The organism is Sphingopyxis sp. GW821-FHT12C06 (assembly GCF_058807415.1).
The window spans coordinates 115,708-141,128 of sequence record NZ_JBXAQR010000005.1 but is presented as its reverse complement, the minus strand read 5'-3'; the positions used below and the strand labels follow the sequence as shown (position 1 = coordinate 141,128).

The window sequence follows — 25,421 nt, the reverse complement described above, 5'->3', positions numbered from 1 at the left end:
ACTTAATGCCGTCCTCGCGCTGCCGTTAAGAAGTGCGAAGGAAATTACCATGAGCTCAATCATCAACAGCCTCGGTGCCGGATCCGGGATCGACATCAAGCAGCTGGTCACCGACCTGTCCAACGCATCGCGCGCGCCCAAAGTCGCGCGGATCAACACGCTGGCGCAGCAGAATCAGGCTCGGATCAGCGCCGTCGCGCAGGCGCGGTCGGACCTCGACGGCTTTGCCAACTCGCTGGAACAGATGGTCGCCGACGGCACCTTGCGCAGCACCCCGACGGTGTCGGACGAAAGCGTTCTCGGCGCGACCGCGCGCGCCGGCATCCACGCCGACAGCTTTGCCGCAACCGTGGTAGTGAATCAGCTTGCGCGTGCGCAGACCACCTATTCGGGCGTGGTTGCCGACCGCGCCGCCGCGATCGGAACCGGTACGATGACGCTGACGATCGGGGGCGTTGCCAAAACGATCACGATCGGCGCTGCAGACAACAGTCTCGACGGCCTCGCCAAGGCAATCAACGCCAGCGGCAGCGGCGTGACCGCGTCGATCATCGCCGACGAAGGCGGACATCGCATGATCCTGAAAGGACCGTCGGGCGAAACCAACGCCTTCACCCTGACCGCCGATGCCGGCGCCGACCCGGCGCTCGCGGCCTTTGGCTATGGGTCGGGCGGCGGCATGACCTTGGGTCAAAGCGCCGCCAACGCCGAATTCACTATCGACGGCGTGGCATTCAGCCGCGCGAGCAATATCGTCGACGACGTCGTGCCCGGCATGTCATTGACGCTGAAAAAGGCCGCCCCCGGGCAACCGGTCGACATTGGCGCCAGCCGCCCGCTCGCCATGATCAAGCAGACGGTTGGCGATTTCGTCTCGGTCTACAACCAGATGAAAAAGAGCCTGGAGTCGGCGTCCAAAATGTCGGGACCGACAAAGTCGCTGCAGGAACTCGAGCGCGAACTCGCCAGCCTCGTCAGCAAGGTCCTCTCGAGCCATGGCAGCATCAACAAGCTGACCGATATCGGTATTTCGACGACGAAGGAAGGCACTCTCGCCCTCGACAGCAAAAAGCTGGACGCGGTGCTCGCCGCCGACGCGGGCGCGGTCGAGGCGCTGTTCAACCCGCGCCGCGACGCAACCCACACCGAAGCGACCGATCCCGGCATCGCCTTCGCGCTCGACGCGATCCGCGACAAGGCGATCGCCACCGATGGTGTCATGGACCGGGTGTCGAAATCGCTCACGACCAGCCGCGAGGCGCTGACCGAAACGCTCGAGAAGATCGAGGTCCGCGAAGATGCCTATCGCAAGCGGCTCGAGAAGCAATATGGCTCGCTGGAAGCGCGCCTCGCGACGATCAAGGCGACGCAGACCTATCTCGAACAGCAGATCAAACTCTGGACCAACTCGCGTAACGACTAAGGGCCCTGACCGTGGCAGCTACCGCTTCAACCGTCCGGGCGACCGGGCTTTATCGCAGATTGCAGCATGAAAGCCGTGCCGCGACCGCCAGCCCTGTTGAGCTGGTGACGATGCTTTATGACGAGCTGGAAACCGCAATCGGTGTTCTCGGTGCGATGGTGCGCCAAGGGCAGCGCATTTCAGCGACCGATCCCGCTCACCGCGCGCGCGCGATCCTGATCGGGCTCGACGCCGGGCTCGACCATGAAGCAGGGGGCGACGTCGCCGGGGCGCTGTCACGTGTCTATCGCAGCATGCGCCGCAAGCTCGACGAAGCCGTCGCCGCGAACAGCGAAGAAGCGTTGGCGGATCTGCTCGAGGGAATTTTGACGATCAGCTCGGCCTGGCGACAATTGGGCTAGCGTTCGTCCAGCACGTAGAAAAAGGCATCGGCCCGCGCCGCCTGGAAAGGGCGGCGCGGGCCGATGCCTTTTGGGTAAGACAAGGAAATGTCCCGCTGGTTACCCGGCCGTCCAGTGGGGTTGGACGGCCGGGTGATAGGGACGGACCAGAGCCCCCATTTTTTCAGCGGGTGCTGAAACTCTGCAGGCGCGTTACGCGGCCTGCTGGTGAACCCCATATTTGCGCATTTTTTCGATCAACGTCGTGCGCTTCAGCGTGAGCAGGCGCGCCGCTTCCGAAATAATGCCGTCGGCAAGGTCGAGCGCGACGTGGATCTGTTCGAGTTCGATTGTTTCGATCTCGCGCTTGAGATCGATCGGCCGCCCCGGTGCCGGTGCCTTGCTATGCGCGGCGGCCGGAGTGGCCAATTCTTCCGCGCCGGTATGCGCCGGGACAAAACTGATGGGCGCAGCGTAGCGCGGAGCAAAAGCTGCGGTCGGATTCAAAAGCATCGCGACATCGTCGGCACCGAGTGTCTCGCCGCCATGCAACACGCTGGCGCGTTCGACGAAATTGCGCAGTTCGCGCACATTGCCGGGCCAGCGGTGCTGCATCAACAGCGCCATCGCGGCATCCTCGAAACGGCATTTGGCGTCGGCGGGCATCTTGCGCTGGAAGTGCCGGATCAGCGCGGGAATATCCTCGACGCGGCTGGCAAGGCTGGGGACCTGCAACACAACCACGCCGAGCCGGAAGAACAAATCTTCGCGGAACTTGCCGTCGGCAATCGCGCCATCCAGATCCTGGTGCGTCGCCGAGATGACACGAACATCGACGCCGCGCACTTCGCTGCTGCCGACGCGGACGATCGTCCGGTCTTCGAGCACGCGGAGCAGTTTGACCTGCATGTCAAAGCGCATGTCGCCGATTTCGTCGAGAAAGATGGTGCCGCCCTCGCTGGCCTCGAAATGGCCGAGGCGGCGGGCGGTGGCGCCGGTGAACGAGCCTTTTTCGTGGCCGAACAATTCGGATTCGATGAGCTCGCCGGGGATGGCGCCGCAGTTGATTGCGGCAAAGGGCTTGCCCGAACGGACGCCCTCGTCGTGGATCGCGCGGGCGACCAGTTCCTTGCCCGAGCCCGACGGGCCGCAGAGCATGACCGATGCGTTCGAGCGAGCGACGCGGCGGATCATCTCGCGCAGGTGCTGCGCCGCCGGGCTGTGCCCGATGATCAGCGCCTCAAGCGCCGTCATTGCGTTGTTGTGCCCACCCTCGATCATCTTTGTCTCCATCGCCCCCCCGGGCGTCTTTTCGATGCCCCAGAGATTGACGAAATTGGTAAACAAAAGATTATCCATTGAATCATAACCCTTTCAAAACAAAGGATTATTGCCAAGTTGGCAGCAATGGTCGCGCTATTGCGTCATTGATGGTTTTAATACTGCCAAATTGGCACTAATTCCCGCCACCATCACCCCAACCCAGCGTGATCGAGATACGGCGGTTGCGCGGATCGAATCGGTCGCTGGGGATATAGGGCTCGCGATCCGCGACCCCTTCGATCCGCGAAAAACGGTTCGGGGTGATACCGCGATACTCCAGAAAGTTGCGCGTCACTTCGGCGCGGTCGACCGACAGCCGCCAATTGTTGGTTCCGGCCTTTGCCGACCACGGCGCAGAATCGGTGTGGCCCCGGATCATCAGCTGGTTGGGTGCCGCGGCGATCGCCACTGCAATCTCGCGGAACAGGCGCGCGCCGTCGACGGTCAGCTGGCTGGTGCCGATCACGAACATCGAGAAATCGGCATCGTCGATAATATCGATACGCAGTCCCTCGGAAGTTTCGGTGAAACGCAAATTGGGCGCCAACCGCTTGAGGTCGGCCTTGGCCTGCACGCGATCGACCAGCGACTGGGCAAGCTGCCGAAAGCGCTGGTTTTCCTTTACGCGCTCGCGCCCGGACGCCTCTCTCGGCCCGCCCACGGCGTCGCGCGGGATGGTCATCGAGCGCGTCCCGGTCTGCGCCGCCCCGTGCGGATATTTGTCGGCCGCAACGAGTGAGTCGCCGCCGAACATACCGGTCGACCCGGCACTGTCGGTCTTGGTCTGAACGATCGTGGGCGCAAAATAGTCGGCAAGTGCCTTGCGCTGTTTCTCGTCGGTCGCACCGAGCAACCACATCAAAAGGAAGAAAGCCATCATCGCGGTGACGAAGTCGGCATAAGCCACCTTCCACGCGCCGCCATGATGTCCGGCGTGGGGGGCCTCGATGATCTTCTTGACGATGATCGGCCGCGGCATGTTGGGACGCGCGGCCATCAGCGACCGCGCATTCCGTCAAATACCTCGGCAAAGCTCGGCTGATTGGCATGGTCAACGCCCGACCGCGCGGCCTCGATCACCAGCGGCTGCGGATGGCCATGGAGCGAGGCGATGATCAACTGCTTCACCGTATGATAAATCGCGGCGTCGCTTTCGATCACGGTGCGCGCGCGCGTCGCGAACGGACCAACCAGGCCATAGGCAAGCAGCACGCCCAGGAAAGTGCCGACCAGCGCCGAACCGATCATTCCGCCAAGCACCGCCGGCGGCTGGTCGATCGAGCCCATCGTCTTGACGACGCCGAGCACCGCCGCGACAATCCCGAGGGCAGGCAGCGCGTCGGCAAGGCCTTGCAAACCATCGGCGGGCTTGATCGCGTGGTGGTGGTGGCTTTTCAGCGCGCTATCCATCACTTCCTCGACCGCGTGCGGATCAAGCGTTCCCGACGACACGACGACGAGGCGCAGCGTGTCGCAGATCAGGTGGACGAGCGTCTGATCTTTCAAGAGCTTGGGATATTGCTGGAAGATCGGCGAGTTCGCCGGATCCTCGATATGGGGTTCGACCGCGACGGGGCCGTCGGTGCGCATCATCTTCATCAGCGTCGAAACGAGCAGAATGCAGTCGAGATAGTCGGCCTTCTGGTACGTCGGCCCCTTGAACACCTTACCGAGCCCGCCGGCGAGCGCCTTGAGCTCCTTGCCCGAATTGCCGATGATCAGCGACCCGATGGCGGCGCCGCCGATGATCAGCATCTCGTGCGGAAGCGCGTGCATGACGGGACCGAGATTGCCGCCGGTGAGCGCGAAGCCCCCGAAGACCAGCAGGATCAGTACGATGATGCCGACAACGGGAAACATGCAGGGCCAACTCCATTCGGGCGCCCCGTTTCAGGAACGGGGGCCCGCTAAATTCGAGAACGTCTTGATGATTAACGGCAGCAGCGCCGCGATGTTGAGTCGATCAGTTCAAAAGATCGAACAAACTCTGCCGGTTGATCTTCGCAAAGGCCGCCTGGGCGGCGTTCAGGGTCAAGTCCTGCGCGTTTAGCTGCGCAATCGCGACCGACAAATTCGTGTCTTCGACCGCCGAACGTTCGTCCGCCAGCGCGATGCCGCGGCTCTCCAGCCCGTCGCCGATACGTTCGAGCCGCCCCGCCGAAAGGCCAAGCGCCGCATTCTGGTCGGCGACATGACCGATCGCGGCATTGAGCGTCGTGAGCGAGGCACCCATCGCGACCTTGTCACCCGAAGTGAGCGCCGCGGCGGCATCGCGCAGCCCGGTCGACAGACTGTTGCCGCCCATCACAAAGGCGTCGCTCGCCGACGGCACAGGCGCGAAGCTGACATCGGAATCAAAGCGCACGACCTTGGCATTGCTTGCCGCAAACAGCGGCTCGCCATTGGAATCGCGCGTCGCCGCAAGCCCGTCGAGCTCGTTGGCGATCGCGCTGAGTTCGGCCGCGATCGTCGCGCGATCGGCCGGATTCACTGAATCGCTGGTCGCCGACAGCATCAGTTCGCGTGCGCGGACCAGCATATTGCCGGTCGATTTCAGCACGCCATCGGCCTGCGAGACAAGCGCCTCGGCCGATTTGATGTTGGTCGACCAGGTCTTCATGCTCGCCTGCGTCTTGCCGATCGTCGCGATGCGCCGCGCCGCGACCGGGTCGTCGGACATGCGCTGGATCAGCTTGCCGCTCGAAATCTGCACCATCGTGCGTTCAAGCTGGCTGGAGAGTTTCTGCTGGCGCGCGATTTCGCGCGTCATGCGATTGCCCACGGCATTAATCATGGTGTTCGTCTTTCTAGATCGAATTGAGCAATGTTTGCATGGTTTCGCGCGCGACCTGGATCGTTCGCGCCGCGGCTTGATAGGCTTGCTGGAAGCGCATCAGTTCGGCGGCTTCCTTGTCGAGATCGACCTGGCTGACCGCATCGCGCGCCGCGGCCGATGCGTCGGCGCGCGTTGCAGCGGCGGCATCCTGCGCCCGCGCCGAAGCGGTCGCCTGCGCCTGCGTCGCCAAATGGCCCGACCAACGTGCCTCTGGATCATTGGCACCGCGCAGCGCGCCGAACGCCAGCATATTGCCGTTCACCGACGTCGCATTGGCCGCCGCCACCTGATTGCCCGTCAGCGGCGCGACGGTCAGCGACGCTGCTCCGCCGGTGCCGGTGAACAAGGCCGCGCCGGGGTTGCCCGCCGCGTCGAGGCCACCCTGATGCGCTGCGTTGAGCTGGTTCGCGAATTGCGTCGCCATCGCATCGAGCCCGGCGCGCTGGTCGGCGATATGATTCGCCGCCTCGGCCAGCCCCGCCAGCGAGCCGGTTGTAGTGGTAAAAGGCGCACCACCCCCGACGGTGAGCGACAGACGTCCGTCGGCGGCCGTGGTGACCGCGATGGGCGTCACGACGCCGCCGCCGACGAGCAGGTCGCCCGAACCGCTGACGCGTAGCGTCACGGCGCCACGTTCGTCGAAGCTGGCCTTGACCCCGCCCTGCGCCGACAAGCGGTCGAGCAGACGGTCGCGCTCGTCGAGCAGGCTCGCCTCGTTGCTCGATCCCGGCCGCGCCTTGCGGAGGCCGACGTTGATCGACTCCAGCGCCTGAAGATTGGTGTTGAACTGATCGACCTCGCTCGCTGCAGCGCCCGAAACTCCCTCGGCCATGTCCGACAACTGGCCGGCGGCGGTACGAAAGCCCGAGGCGACATCATCGGCAGCCTGCAAAAACTGCGTCCGCAGCGTCTGGTTCGACGGATCGGCGGTGAGCAGATCGGCGGTGGTGAAAAGCTTGGTCAGCCCGGTCTTGATGCCGTTGGTGTCGTTGCTCAGCGCGCCTTCGACCTTGTTCATCCAGTCGAGCCGCGTCGCCGCACGTTCGGAACCCCCGAACGAGATGCGCGAATCTTCGATCAGCCAGGCGTCGACCGACCGGTCAATCCCGCGGATCTCGACCCCGCCGGGACGGATACTGGCGCGCGTCAGCGTGGTGTCGCCGCCTGCCCGCGCTTCCATGAGTTCGAGCCGGCGGCGCGCATATCCCGGCGTCTGGGCATTGGCGATATTGTCGCCGACGGTCGACAGCGCGCGTGAATAGGCGCGGAGCCCGCTATATCCGATGCTGAGAAGATCGCTCATGGCTTGCCTCCGGCGAGACCGCGGAACTGCCGGTCGACCATATCGGCGATGCCGAACTGGCGCATCGCGGCGATGCTGTCGGCGGTGCGCGCATCGGCCATTTCGCGGAAATTCTCGGTCGCGCTCGATCCGAAGACATCCTCGCCAAGTTTCGCCTGACGCATCGACGCCATCATCTGGCGCAGGATCACGGCTTCAAAGGCTTCGGCCGCCTTGCGGAGGCCGGCATCGCCGCCACCCGCGCCCGCCACGGGCGCCGTGGCGGACAGGGAGGAAGAAGAAACAGGGGTCGTCATATGATTACCAATTCTGCGGTCAGGGCGCCGGCCTGGCTCAGCGCCTCGAGGATGGCGACAAGGTCGCCGGGAGGAACGCCCATGCGGTTGATCGCATCGACCAATTCCGAAAGCGACGCGGTGGGCTTGACGAGCATCACCGGGCGGTAATCCTCCTTCACTTCGATCTCGCTCGACTGTTCGACTGCGGTCTGGCCGCGGCTGAAGGGCGCGGGCTGGACCACCATCGGCGATTCCTTGATCGACACGGACAGCTTGCCCTGCGTCACCGCGGCGGTGCCGACACGGACGGCGCCGTTGATCACGACGGTGCCGGTGCGCGCGTTGACGATCACCTTTGCAGGCGGTTCGGCGCGCTGGACACCCAGATTTTCGATCTGCGACATCAACCGCATGCGCGTGTCGCCATTGCCCGTGGACCGGATCGCGACGCTGGCGCCATCGATCATCGACGCGCTGCCCGGGATTGCGAGGTTGATCGCGTCGGTCACGCGCTTGGCATTGGTCGCGTCAAACTGGTGGAGATTGAAGGTGAGCCAGTCGCCGGTCGCAAAGCCGGTATCGACCGCGCGCTCGATGGTCGCGCCGCCGGCGATCCGGCCGCTCGACGGCACATTGACCGTCAGCTTCGATCCGTCGGCCGCATCGATGCCAAGCCCGCCAATGACGAGGTTGCCCTGCACCATCGCGTAAATCTGTCCGTCGGCGCCATAAAGCGGTGCGAGGACCAGCGTCCCGCCGCGCAGGCTTTTCGACTTGCCGATCGCCGACACAGTGACGTCAAGACGCTGGCCGGGCTTGGCAAAGGGCGGAAGTTCGGCGGTGATCATCACCGCCGCCGCATTTTTGAGCGCCGGATTGACCCCGGCAGGCAAGGTCAGGCCGAAGCGCGATACCGCGCCCTTCATCCCCAGCGTCGAATAATCGAGGCTGTCGTCGCCGGTCCCGGCGAGGCCGACGACGATGCCGTAGCCGGTCAGCTGGTTGGCACGCAGGCCCTGGAACTGGCCCATGTCCTTGATGCGCTCGGCCGAGGCTGGTGCAGCAAAGCCAAGGCCGGCGAGCAGCAGCGCCAGAAGCGCGAACAGGGTGGAACGCTTGATCACGTTGTTATCCTCTTCAGAAGGGGCTGAGAATCGCGAAGAAACGCTGGAGCCAGCCTTGCTGGCTGGCGCGCGCGATCTCGCCCTTGCCGACGTAACGAATGTTGGCGTTGGCGACGCGGGTCGACAGAACGCGATTGTCGGGGGTGATGTCCATGGCGCGGACGAGCCCCGAAATCTGGACGCGTTCGTCGCCGCGGTTGAGCGTCAGCAGCTTTTCGCCGCGTACGAGCATCGTCCCGTTCGGATAGACGGCGGCGACGGTCACACTGACTTCGCCCGACAGGGCGTTCGATTGCGACGCATCGCCCTTGCCCTTGAACTGCTGGCCACCGCCCATGCCGATATCGCTGGGGTTGAACAGTGACAGCGGGCCGGTGGCAGGCGGGGTCAGGCCAATGCTGCCGTCGCGCTGGGTACCCGCGGCGTTGCTCTTGGTCGCGGCGGTGCGCTCGACGAGCTGGATCGTGATGATATCGCCGACCTGCCCCGCGCGTCCACCCGAGGTGAGCGGGGTGTAGCTGCCCTGGAAGATCGAGCCATTGGCCGGCAGCGGCGCCGAAGGCATCGGCAGCGTTGCGGCAAAGGGATCGGGCCCCGGCGCCTCCTTCGCAGCTGCCCCCATCGGGGCCAGCGCGAAGGACAGCATCAGCAGCCCTGCGAGATCAGAGCGTCTGCGCAGCATTTTTCATCATTTCGTCGGTGGCCTGGATCATCTTGGAATTGACCTCATAGGCACGCTGGGTCTCGATCATGTCGACGAGTTCCTCGACGACATTGACGTTCGATCCCTCGAGCATCCCGCCGCGCAGGCTGCCGCGGCCTTCCATGTCGGCAGCGCCGACCTGCGGCGCGCCCGAGGCGGCGGTTTCGACCAGCATATTGCCGCCAATCGCCTGCAGCCCGCCCGAATTGGGGAAGCGCGCAATTTCGATCCGGCCCAGTTCAGTGACTTCATTCTGCCCCGGGACGCTCGCCGAAACGGTGCCGTCGGCGCCGATCGAAATGCCGGTAGCATCGTCGGGGATCTGGATCGCAGGGGTCAGCGGCTTGCCGTCCGAGGTCACGATCGTGCCGTCTTGCGAGCGGCTGAAATTACCGGCGCGGGTATAGCCGGTGCGCCCATCGGGGAGCTCGACCTGAAAATAACCAGCGCCGTCGATCGCGATGTCGAGCGCATTGCCCGTCGCCGCAAAGGTGCCCTGCGTATCAATCCGCGCGGTACCGCCCAGCGAGACGCCGGTGCCGAGGTTGAGCCCGGTCGCATAGCGATTCTCGGCCGACGACGGCGCCCCCGGCGCGGTCATCATCTGATAGCTCAGCGTTTCAAAGCTGGCGCGATCGCGCTTGAAGCCCGTGGTGTTCACGTTGGCGAGGTTGTTGGCGATCACCTGCATCCGGAAGCCCTGGGCATCCAGACCGGTTCGCGCGACGTGCAAGGCACCGAAGCTCATGTCATATTCTCCTTAACGGGGCAGCTGCATCAGGTTCGCGGTCGCGCTGTCCATGTCGCGTGCGTCACTGACGAGTTTGATTTGATTGTCCCAGCTCCGGCTCGCTTCGATCATCTCGACGAGCGCAGTGGTGGCAGCGACGTTCGATCCTTCGATCGAGCGGGTAACAAGCCGCGCCTCGGGATCGTCGGGCAAAATGCCCCCGCCCTTGACGCGGAACAGATTGTCGAGGCCCTTGACGATATCCGACCCGGTCGGGACCGCGAGCCGCAGCCGATCGACTTCGACCGGATTTTCAGGATCGCCGCCGGCGGGAACCGCCCAGATGCGCCCTTCGGAATCGATCTTGACCGAATCCGACGGCGGGACGGTGACCGGACCCTGAGTGCCTTGAACCGGATGACCGTCGCCGGTGGTGAGCAGGCCGCTCGAGGACAGCTGCAAATCGCCGCGCCGTGTATAGGCCTCCTCGCCATTCGCTGCCTGGACGACGAGCATCGCTTCGCCCTCCATCGCGACGTCGAGGTCGCGTCCGGTTGCCGTGATCGTGCCGGTACGCATGTCGGCGCCGATCACCTCTTCGGACGACACGGCGCGGGCATCGAGCCCGCCGCCGTGCAGCCACAAGGTCTGCGCTTCGGCCAGATCGCCACGAAAGCCGGGCGTCTGCGCATTGGCCAGATTGTTGGCGATCGCCGTCTGCCGGGCCGAGCTGCCCCGCATCGCGGAGAGGCTGGTATAAATAACGCGGTCCATCGAAATTCTCCTGGCAGGCAGCGATCAGCGAAACGTCAGCGCATGCCGATGATCGTCTGGGTCAGCTGTGACGCGCCCTCGATCGCCTTGGCATTGGCCTGGAAATTGCGCTGCGCCGCCATCAGCATTACCAGTTCCTCGGTGATATCGACGTTCGAGCGTTCGAGCGCGCCCGAGCGCACTGCACCCATCGCGCCGCTTCCGGGCGAATCGATTTTCGGGGCGCCGCTGTCGCCGGTCGACTGCCAATGCGCGTCGCCAGTCGGGCGCAGCCCTTCCATCGCGGGGAAGGTCGCCATCGCGATCTTGCCCATTTTCTGGTTCGACCCGTCGGCGAAGGTCGCGGTGACGAGGCCGTCGAGGCCGACCGACATATTGATCAGCGCGACGTCGGGCAGGCCCGGGGCGTGCGGCGGCAGGACAAGGTCGAAAGCGCCCGCGAGCGTGCGGTTGGTGACGTCGCCATTGGCATCAACCGGCAGCAACTGCAGCGTCGATCCGGTGGTGTCGACGACGCGGCCGTCGGGAAGCGGCGTGAAGGCGCCGTTGCGCGAATAGCTGACTGCATTGGTCGGCGGTGCGCCCTTGACGATGAACAGGCCCTCGCCAACGATCGCCATGTCGAGCGTCTTTTCGCTCGCTTCATACGACCCCTGGGTGAATTGCTGGGTGATGCCGTTCAGGCGCACGCCCTGACCTGCGATGGTCTTGGTCGACTGGTTCGGCGACGCGGCGAAGATGTCGCCGAACTGCGCCTTGCTGCGCTTGAAGCCGACCGAGCCCGCGTTGGCGATATTGTTCGAAACGACCGACATGTCGGTCTGGGCGCCCTTGAGGCCCGAAAGCGAAGTATAGAATGACATGAGATTATCCTTCCGTGGGAGTGGGTGTCGGGGTCGGTGCCGGGATCGAGCCCCCGGCCTTGATGTCCTTGAGCAGCTGCGTCTGCGCCGCGATCTGCTTGGAGATTTCGGCAAGTACCGTGTTGGTGTCGTTGATCCCGGCGAGGCTGGAGAATTGCGCCATCTGCGCGACCATCTGCTGGTTATCGACGGGATTGAACGGGTCCTGCTGGCTGAGCTGCGCGGTCATCAGGCGCAGGAAATCCTGCTGGCCCATCTGGTTCGCGCTGCCCTTGGGCTGAAGCACCGGGTTGGTGTTGGTTACGCCGTTGACGGCCATGACTATTGTCCCATCCTGAGAGTTTCGTTGATCAGACCCTTCGCGGTTTCGAGGACCTGGACGTTGTTCTGATATTGGCGCGCGGTCTCGACCATCTCGACCAGCTCGGCGGCGCTATCGACCGCGGCTTCCCAGACGTTGCCGTCCTTGTCGGCGAGCGGGTTCGTCGGATCGTGCCGTTTCGACGGCGCGATTTTCGCCGCCGTCACCTGATCGACCTGAACCGTCGCACGGCCATAATCGTCCATCACGGTGCGGAAGACGGGCTTGAGCGAGCGAAAGGCGCCCGCTTCGCTGCCCGCAACCGTTCCCGCATTGGCGAGGTTCGACGCGGTGGTGTTGAGCCGGACGAGCTGCGCCGACATCGCGCGGCCGCTGATGTCGAAGACCGAAAAGGCGCTCCCGTTCATCGTCACTCGCCCTTGATCGCACGGGTCAGCGTGTTGACGCGCCCGCTGAGGAACGAAAGGCTCGAGCGATAGGCGAGCGCATTTTCGGCGAAGGCGGTCTGCTCGGTCGCCATTTCAACGGTGTTGCCGTCGAGCGACGACTGGACGGGGACGCGGTACAGTACCGCCCCCTCGGTCGAGCCGCCCTGGCGCGCCAGATCGAGCGCCTTGGAAAAATCGAGGTCGCGCGCCTTGTAATTGGGCGTCGCGGCGTTGGCGATGTTCGACGCGAGCATCATCATGCGCTGGCTGCGCAGCTGAAGCGCCGCCGCATGCACGCCAAAGAGTTTCTCGGATGCCATCATCACATTCCTTCATTTGCCGCCTGTCGGAACCGGCCTGACCGGCCCAACCGTGCGGGACACAAGGCATGATGCAATCGCCGTGCCAAAATGATCTTCGCTATGAATTTCCGTCGGTTTTTCTGCCGACACGCGTTGCGCCGCCGCACGCGCCGCGTCGCTCGTCAAAAGTTTGACGACGCCCGGTCTGCGCCCGCAATATCAGCGCACAACCGCGACTGGCACGCTTCCTGCTTCTCGGCGGGCGATCGATTTGGACCACAGGAGATGGACATGTATCGCAAGACAAGCGCCGCGCTCGCCGCCGGCCTGCTCGCCGCCGCAATCCCCGCCGAGGCCCAGCAGGGCCATGAGGATTGGCAGAAGATCGACGCACTGACCACAATGGTCGCCCAGGCGATGGGCCGATCGGCCGCTCCGATCGACCGCCGCATCAAGCTCGCGCGCTGTCCCGAACAGGCGACCGTGACCCCGATCGACGGCCAGGCGCTCGCGGTTCGCTGCCCCTCGCTCGGCTGGCGCCTGCGCGTGCCGATGACCGGCCCCGCAGCCGGATCCGCCGACGCCGCCCCCATCGCCGCCAGCCCGGCCAAGCCCAGCGGCGCTCCTGCGATCCGCCGCGGCGACAATGTTCGCGTGACGATCGAGACCGACAGCTATTCGATCAGCTATGCCGCAATCGCGACCCAGGACGGACGTGTCGGCGAAACCATTGCATTGCGCGGCAACGACGCCAAGAGCATGCTGAGCGCGACCGTCGTCGGCCCGGGACGCGCCCGCCTCGACAATTAGAGGCCACCGCCCAGGGTCGAACCTCTGCCCCGTTGATCGCGGGCCCGCCCGGCGCTGTCGTTTTTCCGACGCCGCCGGGTTTTCTTTTACCTTTTTTTACCCTTCGCCTTAATCGCCCGCCGCCGCCGCCGTTAAGCCCCTTCGAACAAGGTCGTCACTTTTCTGACGGCGCGGCATGGAGGCGAAAATGTCGGGTGACAGCAAGATCGGGCTGCAAGCCGTCGGCGGATATGTCCGCACGGGCGCGCCGCGCAAGATCCTCGGCGATGCGGCGGCGGCGATGCGCGCGCCGACCCCGGCGCTCGCCGCGCGGGATCCGTTGCCCGCGACCCGGCTGACGAGCCTGGCAGGCGAACTCGCCGGGCAAGGCCCGACCATCGATGTGTCGCGCGTCGCGACGCTGCGCACCGCTATTGCAAACGGCAGCTATGCCGCCGACCCCGCAGCCATCGCCAAGGCAATGGCGCAATTCCACCGGGGCAACGCCTGATGCTGACGCAAATGGACGATGTGCAGCAAAAGCTCGACCATCTGATCGGGGCGCTTGACGGCCATGATGCCGGCGCGATCATCGCGGCGACCGAGGAGCTCGCGACCGCAGTCATCCTGATGCGCGGCGCTACGATCGCCGACGGCACCGAACATCGCGCCCGCGCGCTGATGACCCAAACACTCGCCCAGCTCCAGGCGGCATCGATGCGCGTCAACATATTGAAGCACTGGACGCGTCAGAGGATTGACAAAGGCCATGCCCTCCGCGGAACCCAGCCACGAGGCATCGCTTTAACCTATTGATAATCAACATTTTCAGGTCAAAATCTGAAAATGGCACGATGATTGCTTTTGGTCTGCCGAACCAGCGGAACCAAAATCATGTATGCAATCAACAACCCGACCCCAAGCACCCGCGTCGCCGCACCCGTATTGGATGCGGTGCAAAATGCGTCGGCGCGCTCGGGCATCGACTTCAACTATCTGTTCGACGTCGCGCGCGTCGAAAGCGCCTATAATCCGACCGCGAAAGCGGCGACCTCGTCGGCGCGCGGCCTGTTCCAGTTCACCAGACAGACATGGCTCGCAACGCTGCGGAAGCACGGCGCCGATCATGGCATGGCGTGGGCCGCCGACGCGATCGGCCGCGACGCATCGGGTCGCCTGTCGGTCACCGACCCGGCGCTGCGCCAGCAGATTCTTGACCTGCGCGACGACCCCGCCGCCTCGTCGAGCATGGCCGCCGCGCTGACTGCCGACAATCGCGACCATCTCGAAAGCCGAATCGGCCGCTCGGCCGAGCCCGTCGACCTGTATCTTGCCCATTTCCTCGGCAGCGGCGGCGCGGTCGAATTCCTGTCGGCCATGGCGGCGAACCCCGACCAGCCCGGCGCGACGATGATGCCCGAGGCTGCTGCCGCCAACCGGTCGGTCTTTTACGCCCCCGACGGCAGCATGCGCAGCCTCGCCGACATCCGCGAGCGCTTTCGCGCCAAGCTCGAGGACGGCGGCAAGGCCGAGAATATCAAGATTGTGCCGGCCGCCGGCTGGCAAATCGCGGCGAGTAGTTCCGCAAGCAGCGCGCACGGCGCGGGCGGCGGGCGTCCCCCGCTACAGATGATGGATATCCAACCCATGCCCCGGAAATTGTCGATGGGCTTTGCCGCCGATGCCTATCGCCGGCTTGCCAGTTTGTCGGGAGGCGCATCATGATCGCGGGCTTCAACTTCCGCAGCCTCGGCCCCATGGCGGGCGCCGCCGCGCTGCCCGCCGGGATGCTGATACTCGTCGGCTTGATGGTGATCCCGGTATCGCCACTGATCCTCGACATCAGCTTCGTCGCCAATATCATGGTCAGCCTCGCCATCCTGATGGTCGCGCTGTCGGCAGCCAAGCCGCTCGATTTTTCGTCCTTCCCGACCGTCTTGCTGCTCGCGACGCTGTTCCGCCTCGCGCTCAACGTCGCCTCGACGCGCGTTGTCCTCGTCCATGGCCATGAAGGCACGGCGTCAGCGGGCCATGTGATCGAGGCGTTCGGCCAGGTGCTGATCGGCGGCGACTATGTCGTCGGCCTGTTCGTTTTCGTCGTGCTGATGATCATCAACATGGTCGTCATCACCAAGGGCGCCGGGCGCGTGTCCGAAGTGTCGGCGCGCTTCACCCTCGACGCCCTGCCCGGCAAGCAGATGGCCATCGATGCCGATCTCAACGCCGGGCTGCTCAGCCCCGAAGAAGCCAAGGCGCGCCGTGTCGAAGTCGCGACCGAAGCCGATTTCTATGGCTCGATGGACGGTGCCTCGAAATTTGTGAAGGGCGACGCGATCGCCGGCCTGCTGATCCTGTTCGTCAATATCGTCGGCGGGTTGATCCTTGGCATCTTCAGCCACGGCCTCAGCTTTTCGGAAGCTGGCGGTACCTATATCACGCTCGCGATCGGCGACGCGCTCGTCGCGCAGATCCCGGCGCTGCTGTTGTCGATCGCCGCCGCATCAATCGTCACCCGCGTTACCTCGCCCCTCAACCTCAGCGACCAGATCAGCAGCCAGTTCGCCTCGTCGCACGTCTGGCTGGCGGTTGGCGCGATCCTGTTCATCCTCGGGCTCGTCCCGGCGATGCCGCAAATGCTGGTCCTGCCCGCTGCGGCCATCGCCCTCGGCCTCGGCTGGCACCTGAAGCGCGCCGCCGCCGAAATCGCAGCGGCCCCCGCACCCGCCGCACCCGCCCCCGACCCGCATCATATCGATTGGGCCGATGTCAGCGACGCGAGCGCCTGCCAGCTCGAAATCGGCTACGCGCTCGTTGCGCTCGTCGACGAACGCAAGGGCGCGCCGCTGATGGGCCGGATCACCGGCATTCGTAAGCAATTGTCGAAAGAGCTGGGCTTTGTCGTCCCGGCGGTAAAGGTCAGCGACGATTTGTCGCTGCCCGGCAACGTCTATCGCATCTCGGTCGCTGGCGTGATCATCGGCGAGGACGAGGTTTTCCCCAATGAGATGCTCGCACTCGATTCGGGTGACCTCGTCACCAAGGTCGCCGGGCGGGCATGCAAGGATCCGACCTTCGGGCTCGATGCGCTGTGGATTCCCAAAACCTCCCAAAATGACGCGATCGCGGCGGGTTATACCGTCGTCGACCCGGCGACCGTCGTCGCGACCCACCTCAACAACAGCATCGTGGGATCGGCGTCGGACCTGTTCGGCATCGACGATGCCCAGGCGCTGATCGACAATCTGAAGATCCACTATCCGCAGCTTGCGCAGAATCTCAGCCCGCAAAATTATGCGCTGCCGCGCATTGCCAGCCTGTGCAAATCGCTGCTGATCGAACGCGTTCCGCTGCGCGATTTCCGCAAGATTGCCGAGGCGATGGTATCGCTGGCGGCTCAACAGCTCGGCGAAGCCGATCTGGTCGAGGCCGTACGCCAGCGCATCGGCGCGCTGATCGTCCAGACGATCGTGCCGAGCCGCATGCCGCTGCCCGTCGTGACCTTCAGCCCCGAGATCGAGATGCTGCTCAACCAGGCGGTGCGTGCGAACCCGGGGGCCGAGTGGCCGTTCGAACATGGTATGGCGATGAAAATCATCGGCGAAGTCGGTCAGGCGGTCGAGCCGCTGTTGCTCCAGACACGCAGCTTTGCCCTCGTCGCCTCGCCGATCTGCCGCTCGGCACTGTCGCGGCTGGTCCGCGCAACATTCCCCGACGTCGCCGTCATTTCCTACCTCGAAATTCCGGCGACCAAAGCGACCGAGATCGTCGCAACGATCGGCGGCGAAGTCCCGCGCCTCACCCGTGACGAGAGCGCCCAGATGGAGGACGAATTGCATGAGAATTGAGCCCGCCGAGCAATTCGCCGGCGCTGCTGCCCGCGTCCTGCGCCCGCATGGCTATGTCGACAGCGTCGACACGCTGGTCGCGGACCATGCACCGCTGGTACGTAAGATTGCCTGGCAAGTATTCTCGCGCGTAGCGCGGACGAGCGAGCTCGATGACCTGATTCAGACCGGGCTGATCGCGCTGATCGAGGCGAGCCGTCATTATGAAGAACGCGGCTTTGCCTTTACCACCTATGCCACGACCCGCATCCGCGGCGCGATGATCGACCAGCTGCGCCGCGAAGCCGATGTCGGCCGATCGGCGATGGTCGCGAACAAGCGGATCCAGACGATGCGCAAGACGCTCGAACAACAGCTGATGCGCGCACCAACCACAGCCGAAATGGCGGCGGCGCTCGAGATGTCGGCCGAAGATTATTTTGTGCTCGAACGCAGTGCGACCCACGGCCGCTCGACCTCGCTCGACGAACTGATGGATGGCGGCGACTTCCTGGTCGCCGACAGCGGCGGCGATGCCAGCGACCAATGCGAGCAGGAAGACATGCTCCAGGCGCTGCAGCAATGCATCGGCCGGTTGTCGGAGCGCGAGCAGATGGTGCTCCAGCTATACTTCTTCGAGGAGTTGAATTTGCAGGAGATCGGCCTGACGCTCGACGTCAGCGCCGCGCGTATCTGTCAGATCAAGCGCGAGGCGATGGCCAAAGTCGACCGCATGATGCGGGAGATGACCGATTGATCCGGCGCCCGTCTGTGGCGTGCCGGACCGCCGTTGGCGGTGCCCAACGGGGAGACATCAGGCCGCGCGCGGCTGACCCTCTTGCCAGGCCGCACCGATGATATCGAAATAGGTGGCCATGCGTTCGGCGCCGTTTTCGGTCAGCCGGACGATTGAGCGCCGCCGGTCGCGCTCGTCAATGCTGCGCTTGGCGAGACCGTGCATTTCGAGCGCCGCGATCATCCGAAGGCCGGACGACAAGGGGACGCTGGCGCCTGTCGCAAGGTCGCTGGCGCTCAGTTCGCGGCCATGCGTATTGGCCAGCATCAGGTCGAGCATCATGTCCCATGCCGGCCCCGTCAGCGGGGCGCCGCCGAAATGACTTTTGCGCATCCGCCGCATCTGGATGTTGAACGCCACCTGGTTCGCCAGAGCCGGGCGCGGCGCGATCCGCAGGGCCTGCGCATCGCGAGCCTGACCCAGTTCGTCCATGACGACCGGCGCATCGCTCCCGCGGCTTGCCAGCATTTCGTGGATTTGGTCGATCCGCGACTTGATCTCGGCAATTTCTTGGTTTGAAAATTGCTGCATATGATGAAGACCCCTCGGGTGCAGCATGTGCTACGCCCTAACCTCACCCCTCCGTTTCGCCGACCCCGATGCATAAAGAATGACAAAGAGGATCGGGTAGGAAATATACATTGAAAGCAGCGCATAAGGGCGCTCCAATATCTCCGAAAACATCAGCTTTTGGACATGCCCGAAAATCGCGATCAATTGCCAACCGGTGATCCAGTATGGCCAGAAACGATGCGTTTTCAATGCGATGATCCAAAAACTCATCAACGCAAGAACGTCGATGACGAAGATCTGGGTCTCAATGTCAGTCCATTTTGGATAGGGTACCAAAATACTGGTGAAGACCGAGGCGAGCAGCGCGGTATACGCTGCCCACCGCTCCAACCGGCCGCCGCGCCGCATGGCAACGGCGACCGTGACGAGCAGCACGCCATAGTAGGCCGCCACGGTCCACATCTAACTTGTCTGCCTTCTGCCGGTGCGTCAGGACGCCTGGGCGAACGACCGTGCCGCAACATCGGCCAGGGTCTGATCGTTGCTGCCTTCGTCGCTCAGCATCCCGCTTGGCGGCTTGACCCCGGCACCGAACATCCGTGTGCCCAGACCAACTTCTTTCTGGGTGACGGTCAACGCCAGATGCGCGTCGGTCAAAAGCTGGCGCACGTCACCCGCCGCAGCCAGCGCATGTGCAACCTTCCCCATCGCGGTCTGACCGACGATCGCCGACATGTTGGTGTCGCGCCGCGCCGCAGGTAAGGTCGCCGCCAGCCGCGCGATACAAATCATCGCTTCATCGAGGGCGTCTTCGGCCTGATGCAGTTCGGATGCGATCTTCTTCGCTGCAGAAACCCGTTCGTTCAGCATGGTCTTAGTCCCTTGAAAAGAGAATGCTAACGGACCCCCCCGCAGCATCTCGCCTCGACATTCACTTCAGAACGCGGCCGAGTCCGACAAGGATTGAATAGAGAGCGGAGAAGGCCAAAATGGTCGCAAACGCGATCAGAATCGGCCAGATTACCCTTTCCAACAACCCATGCCGGTTGACCGGCTGGGACGCGGTCGGAAATGGCGAACCTATATCAAATATCCGCCTGAACGAACTGCGCCCCACATCCGCATCGGCGGGAGGGAGGTCGCTGCCTAGGTCGATCAATTGATATGTCAAAGGTTGATAAGGGGTAACATCATCGAAGACGCCATGCGCCGCGAGAATTCGAGATGCCTCTATCCTGTTGGAAACATTTAACTTTTTCAGAGATCGCCGCACCCGCTCGTCGACCGTATGGGGTGACACGCCCATGATACGGGCAATTTGCTTGGAATTTTTATGCTCGAAAACATGCCGCAGCGTTTCAATTTGCGCGGCCGAAAGGAGACTGATGTAATTGTCTGGGTCGCCTTGCACGGCGCCCGGAATAGAGCATCACGAGTCGAAATCAAGTTGGGTAAACGGAGGATTCATGCACAGGGGGCCATGACGCTCTCTCCGGCATGCCCCGAAAAGAGACGCCCGCACGCCGCCGAAAGCGACGAGCAAGGTTCCGAACGCCAGCCCGGGGGCGGTTTTCCGTTAATTGTCCTTCGGCATTTTCTTGCAATTTCGGCTCGAAACCCGGGCCATGCCGGGCTATCGTGCAGCGCGCCAAAGCCGCGATGACGCGCATTCGATCGCGGGCTTGCGGAGGAGACAAAGGATTCAGCCGATGCCCGTCCTGCCGCGCACCCACATCGACGGCGTCCATCATGCCGGCGTCGACAGTCTGCTTGTCCGCCATGGCTGATCCAGCGAATGGCAGCCCCGCGTCGGGCGGCTATATCTTCAAACCGCATGAGCGGCCGATGATGCCGGGTTCGCCCGCGAACCCCGACCATCCGTCATCGCGCAAATTCGCCTATTTCCTGATCGGCACTTATCTGGGCATCGTCGGCGGATTTCAGAACGGCCTGCTGCTCGCCAATCTGACCGCGCTTCAGGGGCATCTCGACCTGACTCCGGTCGATGCCGGCTGGGTCACCGCCACCTATAGCATGACCAACGCATGCATGAGCATCCTGCTGTTCAAGGCGCGCCAGCAATTCGGCATCCAGCGCTTCGTGCGCGTGGTCATGCTGGCGCTTCTGCTCGCCAACTTTCTCCAGCTGTTCGACGCCGGTTACCGGATGGAGCTGGTCGCGCGGGGCGTATCGGGTGTCGCCGCGAGCGGCCTTTCCACGCTGGCGATCTTCTATCTGATGCAGGGCGTCCCCGCCAAAGCGCGGCTCGGCGGATTGCTGATAGGCATCGGCCTGACGCAGGTCGCGCTGCCCTTCGCGCGCGCCATCTCGCCGCTGTTGCTCGCCGACGGCGACGTCACCAACCTGTTCGTGCTGCAGTTTGCGCTGTCGCTGGTCGCGGTGGGGCTGGTCAACATCCTGTATCTGCCGCCCGGCGAGACGATCCGTTCGTTCGAAAAGCTCGATCTCGTCACCTTTCCGCTGCTCGCCGCCGGGGTCGGGTTGCTGTGCGCCTTCCTGATCCAGGGGCGGATCATATGGTGGTCGACGCCATGGCTGGGCGGTGCGCTGGCGGCGTCGATTCTCCTGATCGGCGTAGCATTTCTGATCGAGCATAACCGCGCCAACCCGATGCTGCACACGCGCTGGATGGGCAGCCGTGACTTGCTGAAATTTGCGCTGGCGGGCGCCTTTGTGCGCGTCCTTTTGTCCGAACAGAATTTCGGTTCGACCGGATTATTGTCCGCGCTCGGCATGGTGAACGACCAGCTTGTCACCTATTATACGCTGCTGACGCTCGCGACGCTGTTCGGCGCCATTCTCGCGGTGGCGCGGCTCGACCCCAACGACCTCAGGCGACCGACGCTCGTCTCGCTGGCCGTCATCGCCGTCGCCGCCTTCGCCGACACCCATTCAGGCCTGCTGACCCGCCCGGCCAATCTTTACCTGACGCAGGCCGCGCTCGCTTTTGCGGCTGTCTATTTCATGGGACCAATGCTGATGGAGGGTTTCGTGCGCGCGCTCGCCAAGGGACCGTCGCATGTGATCAGCTTCCTCGCGCTGTTCAACCTCTCGCAAACCCTCGGTGGCCTTGCCGGGGTCGCGGCGCTATCGGCCTTTCATACGCTGCGGGCCAAAGCCCATCTGATGATGCTGGGACAAAGCGTATCAACCAGCAACCCCGGGGTCGCCAAGGCGATCAACGATCTGGCCGCGAGCATGAGCGGAACGATGACCGACCCGGTATTGCGCAGCGCGACGGCGGGCGCGCTGGTGGTGCAGGAAGCGGCGCGCGAGGCGGCGATTCTGGCCTTTAACGACGTGTTTTTCGTGATCGGCACCGGAGCGTCGCTGGGGTTTCTGATCATGACGGCGCGCTGGCTTTACGATCGCAAGCGCGGGGTCAATCCGTTGGCCAAGGAACTGGAGGCGCTTCAGAAGATGATGACGAGAAACCAATGACCGACAAGCAAGACGACACACCGCCCCCCGCCGACACGGCGAAGGAGGTTCCGGCATCGGCGCCCGCCGCACCCGATCCCGAAGAACGTCCCGCCAGCGGATGGCGGCCCGACCGATCGCGCAAGCAATTTGTCCTGTTCGGCGGCGTTATCCTCGTCGGCGTTCTCGCCATTCTTTACGCCTGGGGCCTGCCGCCCTTCCGGCCCGCCAGCCAGTCGACCGACAATGCCTATGTCCGCGGCCAGACGACGATCATCGCGCCGCAGGTCGGCGGCTATGTCACCGCGGTTCTGGTGCAGGATTTCGAACGGGTGAAGGGGGGCCAAATCCTCGTCACCATCGACGACCGCATCTATCGCCAGCGCGTCGCGCAAGGAAGCGCCAGCATCGCGGCCCAGTCGGCCAACCTCAGCAACAGCGAACAAAGCCGCCGGTCGGCCGAAGCGCAGGTGCAATTGCAGGATGCGAGCATCGGCAATGCCAAAGCCCAGCTCGCCCGCGCGCAGGCCGACATGCGCCGCGTCAACGAGCTGGTCAACGAAGGGTCAGTCTCGCTGCGCGAACGCGATCAGACGCTCGCGGCGTTGCGTCAGGCCGAAGCGGCGGTTCGCCAGGCCGAGGCCCAGCGCCAGATCGCGCTCGAACAGGTCCGCTCGGTCGGGGTTGGCCGCGGCGGGCTGGAGGCCGGGGTCGCCAATGCCGAAGCGGCGCGCGGCCTTGCCGACATCGACCTGCAAAACACAATCGTCCGCGCCCCGCGTGACGGGACGCTGAGCGAAGTGCCCGTGCGCGTCGGCCAGCTCGTCAATCCGGGCAGCCAGCTCATGTACCTTGTCCCCCAGCGCCATTGGGTGGTTGCCAATTTCAAGGAAGCCCAGACCGCCAAAATCCGCGTCGGCCAACGCGCAACACTGATCATCGACGCCCTCGGCGGCGCCGAGCTGAAAGGGCATGTCGAGAGCATCGCTCCCGCCGCAGGCAGCGAGTTCAGCGTGATCAAGCCCGACACCGGGTCGGGCAATTTCGTCAAAGTGCCGCAACGCATCGCGGTGCGCATCCGGATCGACAAGGACCAGAAGCTGACCGAACGGCTCGGTCCCGGCATGTCGGTGGTCGCGACCGTCCACACGGGGGACGGTGGATGATCCGCCGTCCGATGCGCGCCGCCTTGCTGCTTCCATTCCTCCTCACGGCCTGCATGCCGGCAATCGCGCCGCGCCCCGAAGCCAGCGCGGTCGCACCGCCCGCCGACTGGCGCACCGCATCGCCCGCAACGGGAGTAATCGACCGGAACTGGTGGAACGGCTTCGGCGATGCGCAACTTGCCGCGCTCGTCGAACAGGCGCGCGCGAACAATGCCGATCTTGCCATCGCCGCGGCGCGCGTCACCGAAGCGCGGGCGCAGGAGCGCGTGTCGCGATCGCTGCTGCTCCCCAGCCTGAGCGCCAATATCCCCGGCGCCGAATCGCGCAGTCTCAATGCCTTTGGCGCCGCAACGGAGAATTTCGCCGCGCAGCCCGCCTTCCAGGCCGCCTATGAAATCGACCTGTTCGGCCGCAACGCCGCGCAGGTCGACGCCGCGCGCGCCAATGCAGCGGCGGTGCAAGCCGCACGCGAGGCCGCGATGCTGTCGGTCAGCGCCGCAACCGCGAGCAACTATATCACCCTGCTCGCGCTCGACGAACGGCGCGAACTGCTGATCCAGACGCTCGCCTCGCGCAGCGAGGCGCTGCGCATTGCTCGCGACCGCGCCGAGGCCGGCTATACCTCGCAGCTCGAACTGCGGCAGTCGGAGGCCGAGTATCGCGCCACCGAACAGCAAATCCCTGCGATCGAAGCGGCAATCGCGCGGCAGGAAAACGCGCTGTCGCTGCTGGTCGGCGACACGCCGCACGCCATCGCGCGCGGGCGCGACTTTGCCACGCTGGCGACCCCGTTGGTGCCGGGCGTCGTGCCGTCGGACCTCGTCCGCCGCCGCCCCGACATCGCGCAGGCCGAATATGCCCTCGCCGCGACCGACGCCAATTTGCGCGTCGCACGCGCACAATTCCTGCCGCAGGTCCGCCTGTCGGCGTCGGCGGGCGCCGTCCTCTCCTCCGCTTTGCCCGATCCGGTGAGCATCTGGTCGATCGGGGGCAGCATCCTGGCCCCACTGTTTCAGGGCGGGCGGTTGCAGGGCCAGTTCGATGCCGCGACCGCGCAGCGCGATCAGGCCGCCTTTGCTTACCGGCGTACCGTGCTCACCGCGTTTCGCGAGGTCGAAGACCAGCTCGCGGTGATCGACCGGCTCGGCGCGCAGGAAGTTGCGCTGCTCGCCCAGCGTGCCGCCGTCGCCGATGCGCTGCGCCACGCAACCAACCGCTATCGCGCGGGCTATTCGCCCTATCTCGAACAAATCGATGCGCAACGCGCGCTGCTGGCCGTCGATCTCGCGCTCATCCAGCTGCGCGCCGATCGGCTCGCCGCCTATGTCGCGCTCTATCAGGCGCTCGGTGGCGGCACGGCAACCTAGTCAGACAGATCCCGTCCGCCTTCTTTCAGCGCGCGATAGCGTTGGATCGATTTTTCGATATGGCAGCGCGCCGCCTCACGGGCGGCGGCGGGATCCCTCGCCTCGATCGCAACAAAGATCGCCCCATGGTCGGTGTTGATCGTTTGCGCATAGTGGCGATGTCGCACTGGATCGTCGCCCTGCAAATAGAGGCGTCGCGACGGGACGAGCCGGATGCCCATGAATTGCGTGAAGCGCAGGAAATAGGGATTGCCCGTCGCGCGCGCGATTGCGGCGTGAAAGGCGGCGTCGGCGGCAATCGAGGCATCGACGTCACCGCCATCCTCCATCGCCGCCAGCGTCCAGCGTAGCTCGACGAGGTCGCTGTCGGCCCGCCGCTGCGCGGCAAGTCCCGCCATCTCGACTTCGAACCCCAAGCGCATTTCGAGCAGTTCCAGCACGTCGTCGATCGCGCTGACTTCCTCGGCGGTGACCTGAAAGGCACGATACTGCGCGCCGTCGGCGACATAGGCACCCGATCCGCGCCGCGAGACGAGCAGGCCGCGCGCCGAAAGCCGCGAATAGGCCTCGCGCACCACCGCGCGGCTGACCTCGAAATCCGCGGCAATCGCCTTTTCGGTCGGGAAGCGCGATCCGGGGGGCATGTCGCCCACCTCGATCCGTTCCTCGAAACGCCGGACCAGGTCGTCCGCCAGCGATGCCGCCTTGGTCACCGTCATCGATCGAGGCCCGGCAT

The 25,421-nt window shown here is 64.4% G+C and carries 31 protein-coding genes; 12 read left to right on the top strand and 19 right to left on the bottom strand.

The genetic code is table 11. From position 1 onward, the window contains the following. Nucleotides 1–49 precede the first annotated feature (49 nt). Complete coding sequence (fliD, locus tag AC1RRJ_RS15980; protein ID WP_493124409.1) at nucleotides 50–1,423, top strand: flagellar filament capping protein FliD; 1,374 nt, start codon at nucleotides 50–52, stop codon at nucleotides 1,421–1,423. Between the two features lie 11 nt (nucleotides 1,424–1,434). Continuing rightward, complete coding sequence (locus AC1RRJ_RS15975) at nucleotides 1,435–1,824, top strand: flagellar export chaperone FliS (protein ID WP_088471939.1); 390 nt, start codon at nucleotides 1,435–1,437, stop codon at nucleotides 1,822–1,824. A gap of 192 nt (nucleotides 1,825–2,016) precedes the next feature. Here the strand turns inward: AC1RRJ_RS15975 and AC1RRJ_RS15970 are convergent, their stop codons facing one another. From AC1RRJ_RS15970 to AC1RRJ_RS15905, 14 genes are all read right to left on the bottom strand, one after another. Continuing rightward, nucleotides 2,017–3,162 carry a sigma-54 interaction domain-containing protein gene (locus AC1RRJ_RS15970; protein ID WP_493124406.1) on the bottom strand — a complete coding sequence of 382 codons (1,146 nt, stop codon included), beginning with the start codon at nucleotides 3,160–3,162 and terminating at the stop codon, nucleotides 2,017–2,019. A 97-nt stretch (nucleotides 3,163–3,259) separates the two neighbouring features. Beyond that, the gene (locus tag AC1RRJ_RS15965; protein WP_493124404.1) at nucleotides 3,260–4,123 is read right to left on the bottom strand and encodes a flagellar motor protein MotB; all 864 of its coding nucleotides are present in this window, start codon (nucleotides 4,121–4,123) and stop codon (nucleotides 3,260–3,262) included. Further along, complete coding sequence (gene motA / locus AC1RRJ_RS15960) at nucleotides 4,123–4,986, bottom strand: flagellar motor stator protein MotA (RefSeq protein WP_493124402.1); 864 nt, start codon at nucleotides 4,984–4,986, stop codon at nucleotides 4,123–4,125. The genes AC1RRJ_RS15965 and motA overlap by 1 nt, the downstream gene beginning before the upstream one ends. Before the next feature lie 103 nt (nucleotides 4,987–5,089). Further along, on the bottom strand, nucleotides 5,090–5,896 hold the full coding sequence (locus AC1RRJ_RS15955) for a flagellin (RefSeq protein WP_493124400.1): 807 nt from the start codon (nucleotides 5,894–5,896) through the stop codon (nucleotides 5,090–5,092). A 37-nt stretch (nucleotides 5,897–5,933) separates the two neighbouring features. Further along, complete coding sequence (flgK, locus tag AC1RRJ_RS15950; protein ID WP_493124398.1) at nucleotides 5,934–7,265, bottom strand: flagellar hook-associated protein FlgK; 1,332 nt, start codon at nucleotides 7,263–7,265, stop codon at nucleotides 5,934–5,936. After that, complete coding sequence (locus tag AC1RRJ_RS15945; RefSeq protein ID WP_493124396.1) at nucleotides 7,262–7,561, bottom strand: rod-binding protein; 300 nt, start codon at nucleotides 7,559–7,561, stop codon at nucleotides 7,262–7,264. The genes flgK and AC1RRJ_RS15945 overlap by 4 nt, the downstream gene beginning before the upstream one ends. Next, on the bottom strand, nucleotides 7,558–8,667 hold the full coding sequence (locus tag AC1RRJ_RS15940; protein WP_493124394.1) for a flagellar basal body P-ring protein FlgI: 1,110 nt from the start codon (nucleotides 8,665–8,667) through the stop codon (nucleotides 7,558–7,560). The genes AC1RRJ_RS15945 and AC1RRJ_RS15940 overlap by 4 nt, the downstream gene beginning before the upstream one ends. A gap of 13 nt (nucleotides 8,668–8,680) precedes the next feature. Continuing rightward, complete coding sequence (locus AC1RRJ_RS15935; protein ID WP_493124393.1) at nucleotides 8,681–9,349, bottom strand: flagellar basal body L-ring protein FlgH; 669 nt, start codon at nucleotides 9,347–9,349, stop codon at nucleotides 8,681–8,683. Beyond that, complete coding sequence (flgG, locus tag AC1RRJ_RS15930; RefSeq protein WP_493124391.1) at nucleotides 9,330–10,118, bottom strand: flagellar basal-body rod protein FlgG; 789 nt, start codon at nucleotides 10,116–10,118, stop codon at nucleotides 9,330–9,332. The genes AC1RRJ_RS15935 and flgG overlap by 20 nt, the downstream gene beginning before the upstream one ends. A gap of 12 nt (nucleotides 10,119–10,130) precedes the next feature. Continuing rightward, on the bottom strand, nucleotides 10,131–10,874 hold the full coding sequence (locus AC1RRJ_RS15925; protein WP_493124389.1) for a flagellar basal body rod protein FlgF: 744 nt from the start codon (nucleotides 10,872–10,874) through the stop codon (nucleotides 10,131–10,133). A gap of 35 nt (nucleotides 10,875–10,909) precedes the next feature. Next, complete coding sequence (locus AC1RRJ_RS15920) at nucleotides 10,910–11,737, bottom strand: flagellar hook-basal body complex protein (protein WP_493124387.1); 828 nt, start codon at nucleotides 11,735–11,737, stop codon at nucleotides 10,910–10,912. A gap of 4 nt (nucleotides 11,738–11,741) precedes the next feature. Beyond that, nucleotides 11,742–12,056 carry a flagellar hook assembly protein FlgD gene (locus tag AC1RRJ_RS15915; RefSeq protein WP_493124385.1) on the bottom strand — a complete coding sequence of 105 codons (315 nt, stop codon included), beginning with the start codon at nucleotides 12,054–12,056 and terminating at the stop codon, nucleotides 11,742–11,744. A 2-nt stretch (nucleotides 12,057–12,058) separates the two neighbouring features. Continuing rightward, on the bottom strand, nucleotides 12,059–12,466 hold the full coding sequence (gene flgC / locus AC1RRJ_RS15910; RefSeq protein ID WP_493124383.1) for a flagellar basal body rod protein FlgC: 408 nt from the start codon (nucleotides 12,464–12,466) through the stop codon (nucleotides 12,059–12,061). A 2-nt stretch (nucleotides 12,467–12,468) separates the two neighbouring features. Then, a complete protein-coding gene (locus AC1RRJ_RS15905; RefSeq protein ID WP_493124953.1) occupies nucleotides 12,469–12,807 on the bottom strand; it encodes a flagellar basal body rod protein FlgB in 339 nt (112 codons plus the stop codon). Nucleotides 12,808–13,080: 273 nt separating this feature from the next. Here AC1RRJ_RS15905 and AC1RRJ_RS15900 point away from each other — a divergent pair, with 273 nt between their 5' ends. The 6 genes from AC1RRJ_RS15900 (at nucleotide 13,081) to AC1RRJ_RS15875 (ending at nucleotide 18,159) form a co-directional block, all read left to right on the top strand. Then, on the top strand, nucleotides 13,081–13,599 hold the full coding sequence (locus AC1RRJ_RS15900) for a flagella basal body P-ring formation protein FlgA (protein WP_493124381.1): 519 nt from the start codon (nucleotides 13,081–13,083) through the stop codon (nucleotides 13,597–13,599). A 187-nt stretch (nucleotides 13,600–13,786) separates the two neighbouring features. After that, nucleotides 13,787–14,089 carry a flagellar biosynthesis anti-sigma factor FlgM gene (gene flgM, locus AC1RRJ_RS15895; RefSeq protein ID WP_493124379.1) on the top strand — a complete coding sequence of 101 codons (303 nt, stop codon included), beginning with the start codon at nucleotides 13,787–13,789 and terminating at the stop codon, nucleotides 14,087–14,089. Continuing rightward, a complete protein-coding gene (locus tag AC1RRJ_RS15890) occupies nucleotides 14,089–14,394 on the top strand; it encodes a hypothetical protein (protein ID WP_493124377.1) in 306 nt (101 codons plus the stop codon). The genes flgM and AC1RRJ_RS15890 overlap by 1 nt, the downstream gene beginning before the upstream one ends. A gap of 78 nt (nucleotides 14,395–14,472) precedes the next feature. Beyond that, nucleotides 14,473–15,303, top strand: coding sequence for a transglycosylase SLT domain-containing protein (locus tag AC1RRJ_RS15885; RefSeq protein WP_493124375.1), 831 nt, complete (start codon nucleotides 14,473–14,475; stop codon nucleotides 15,301–15,303). Beyond that, complete coding sequence (gene flhA, locus AC1RRJ_RS15880) at nucleotides 15,300–17,423, top strand: flagellar biosynthesis protein FlhA (RefSeq protein WP_493124374.1); 2,124 nt, start codon at nucleotides 15,300–15,302, stop codon at nucleotides 17,421–17,423. Before AC1RRJ_RS15885 ends, flhA begins: the two co-directional genes overlap by 4 nt. Further along, a complete protein-coding gene (locus AC1RRJ_RS15875; protein ID WP_493124372.1) occupies nucleotides 17,413–18,159 on the top strand; it encodes a sigma-70 family RNA polymerase sigma factor in 747 nt (248 codons plus the stop codon). The genes flhA and AC1RRJ_RS15875 overlap by 11 nt, the downstream gene beginning before the upstream one ends. A 57-nt stretch (nucleotides 18,160–18,216) precedes the next feature. Here AC1RRJ_RS15875 and AC1RRJ_RS15870 read toward each other — a convergent pair whose 3' ends face one another. From AC1RRJ_RS15870 to AC1RRJ_RS15855, 4 genes are all read right to left on the bottom strand, one after another. Next, nucleotides 18,217–18,729, bottom strand: coding sequence for a MarR family transcriptional regulator (locus AC1RRJ_RS15870; protein WP_493124371.1), 513 nt, complete (start codon nucleotides 18,727–18,729; stop codon nucleotides 18,217–18,219). Between the two features lie 30 nt (nucleotides 18,730–18,759). Further along, nucleotides 18,760–19,173 (bottom strand): hypothetical protein, encoded by a 414-nt coding sequence (locus AC1RRJ_RS15865; protein WP_493124370.1) that lies wholly within the window; start codon nucleotides 19,171–19,173, stop codon nucleotides 18,760–18,762. A 27-nt stretch (nucleotides 19,174–19,200) separates the two neighbouring features. Continuing rightward, nucleotides 19,201–19,581: a hypothetical protein gene (locus AC1RRJ_RS15860; RefSeq protein ID WP_493124368.1), complete on the bottom strand. Its 381-nt coding sequence runs from the start codon at nucleotides 19,579–19,581 to the stop codon at nucleotides 19,201–19,203. A gap of 61 nt (nucleotides 19,582–19,642) precedes the next feature. Then, the gene (locus tag AC1RRJ_RS15855; protein ID WP_493124366.1) at nucleotides 19,643–20,122 is read right to left on the bottom strand and encodes a response regulator transcription factor; all 480 of its coding nucleotides are present in this window, start codon (nucleotides 20,120–20,122) and stop codon (nucleotides 19,643–19,645) included. A gap of 214 nt (nucleotides 20,123–20,336) precedes the next feature. Here AC1RRJ_RS15855 and AC1RRJ_RS15850 point away from each other — a divergent pair, with 214 nt between their 5' ends. Genes AC1RRJ_RS15850 through AC1RRJ_RS15835 form a run of 4 tightly spaced genes read left to right on the top strand, consistent with a single transcriptional unit; the run spans nucleotide 20,337 to nucleotide 24,685 of the window. Next, on the top strand, nucleotides 20,337–20,498 hold the full coding sequence (locus AC1RRJ_RS15850; RefSeq protein WP_493124364.1) for a hypothetical protein: 162 nt from the start codon (nucleotides 20,337–20,339) through the stop codon (nucleotides 20,496–20,498). Further along, nucleotides 20,491–22,173, top strand: coding sequence for an MFS transporter (locus AC1RRJ_RS15845; protein ID WP_493124362.1), 1,683 nt, complete (start codon nucleotides 20,491–20,493; stop codon nucleotides 22,171–22,173). The genes AC1RRJ_RS15850 and AC1RRJ_RS15845 overlap by 8 nt, the downstream gene beginning before the upstream one ends. Further along, nucleotides 22,170–23,318, top strand: coding sequence for an HlyD family secretion protein (locus tag AC1RRJ_RS15840; RefSeq protein WP_493124360.1), 1,149 nt, complete (start codon nucleotides 22,170–22,172; stop codon nucleotides 23,316–23,318). The genes AC1RRJ_RS15845 and AC1RRJ_RS15840 overlap by 4 nt, the downstream gene beginning before the upstream one ends. Beyond that, a complete protein-coding gene (locus tag AC1RRJ_RS15835; protein ID WP_493124358.1) occupies nucleotides 23,315–24,685 on the top strand; it encodes an efflux transporter outer membrane subunit in 1,371 nt (456 codons plus the stop codon). Before AC1RRJ_RS15840 ends, AC1RRJ_RS15835 begins: the two co-directional genes overlap by 4 nt. On the opposite strand, the gene AC1RRJ_RS15830 is transcribed toward AC1RRJ_RS15835, so the two are convergent. Further along, the gene (locus tag AC1RRJ_RS15830) at nucleotides 24,682–25,404 is read right to left on the bottom strand and encodes a FadR/GntR family transcriptional regulator (protein ID WP_493124356.1); all 723 of its coding nucleotides are present in this window, start codon (nucleotides 25,402–25,404) and stop codon (nucleotides 24,682–24,684) included. The two genes, AC1RRJ_RS15835 and AC1RRJ_RS15830, sit on opposite strands and share 4 nt — an antisense overlap. Nucleotides 25,405–25,421: the final 17 nt, after the last annotated feature.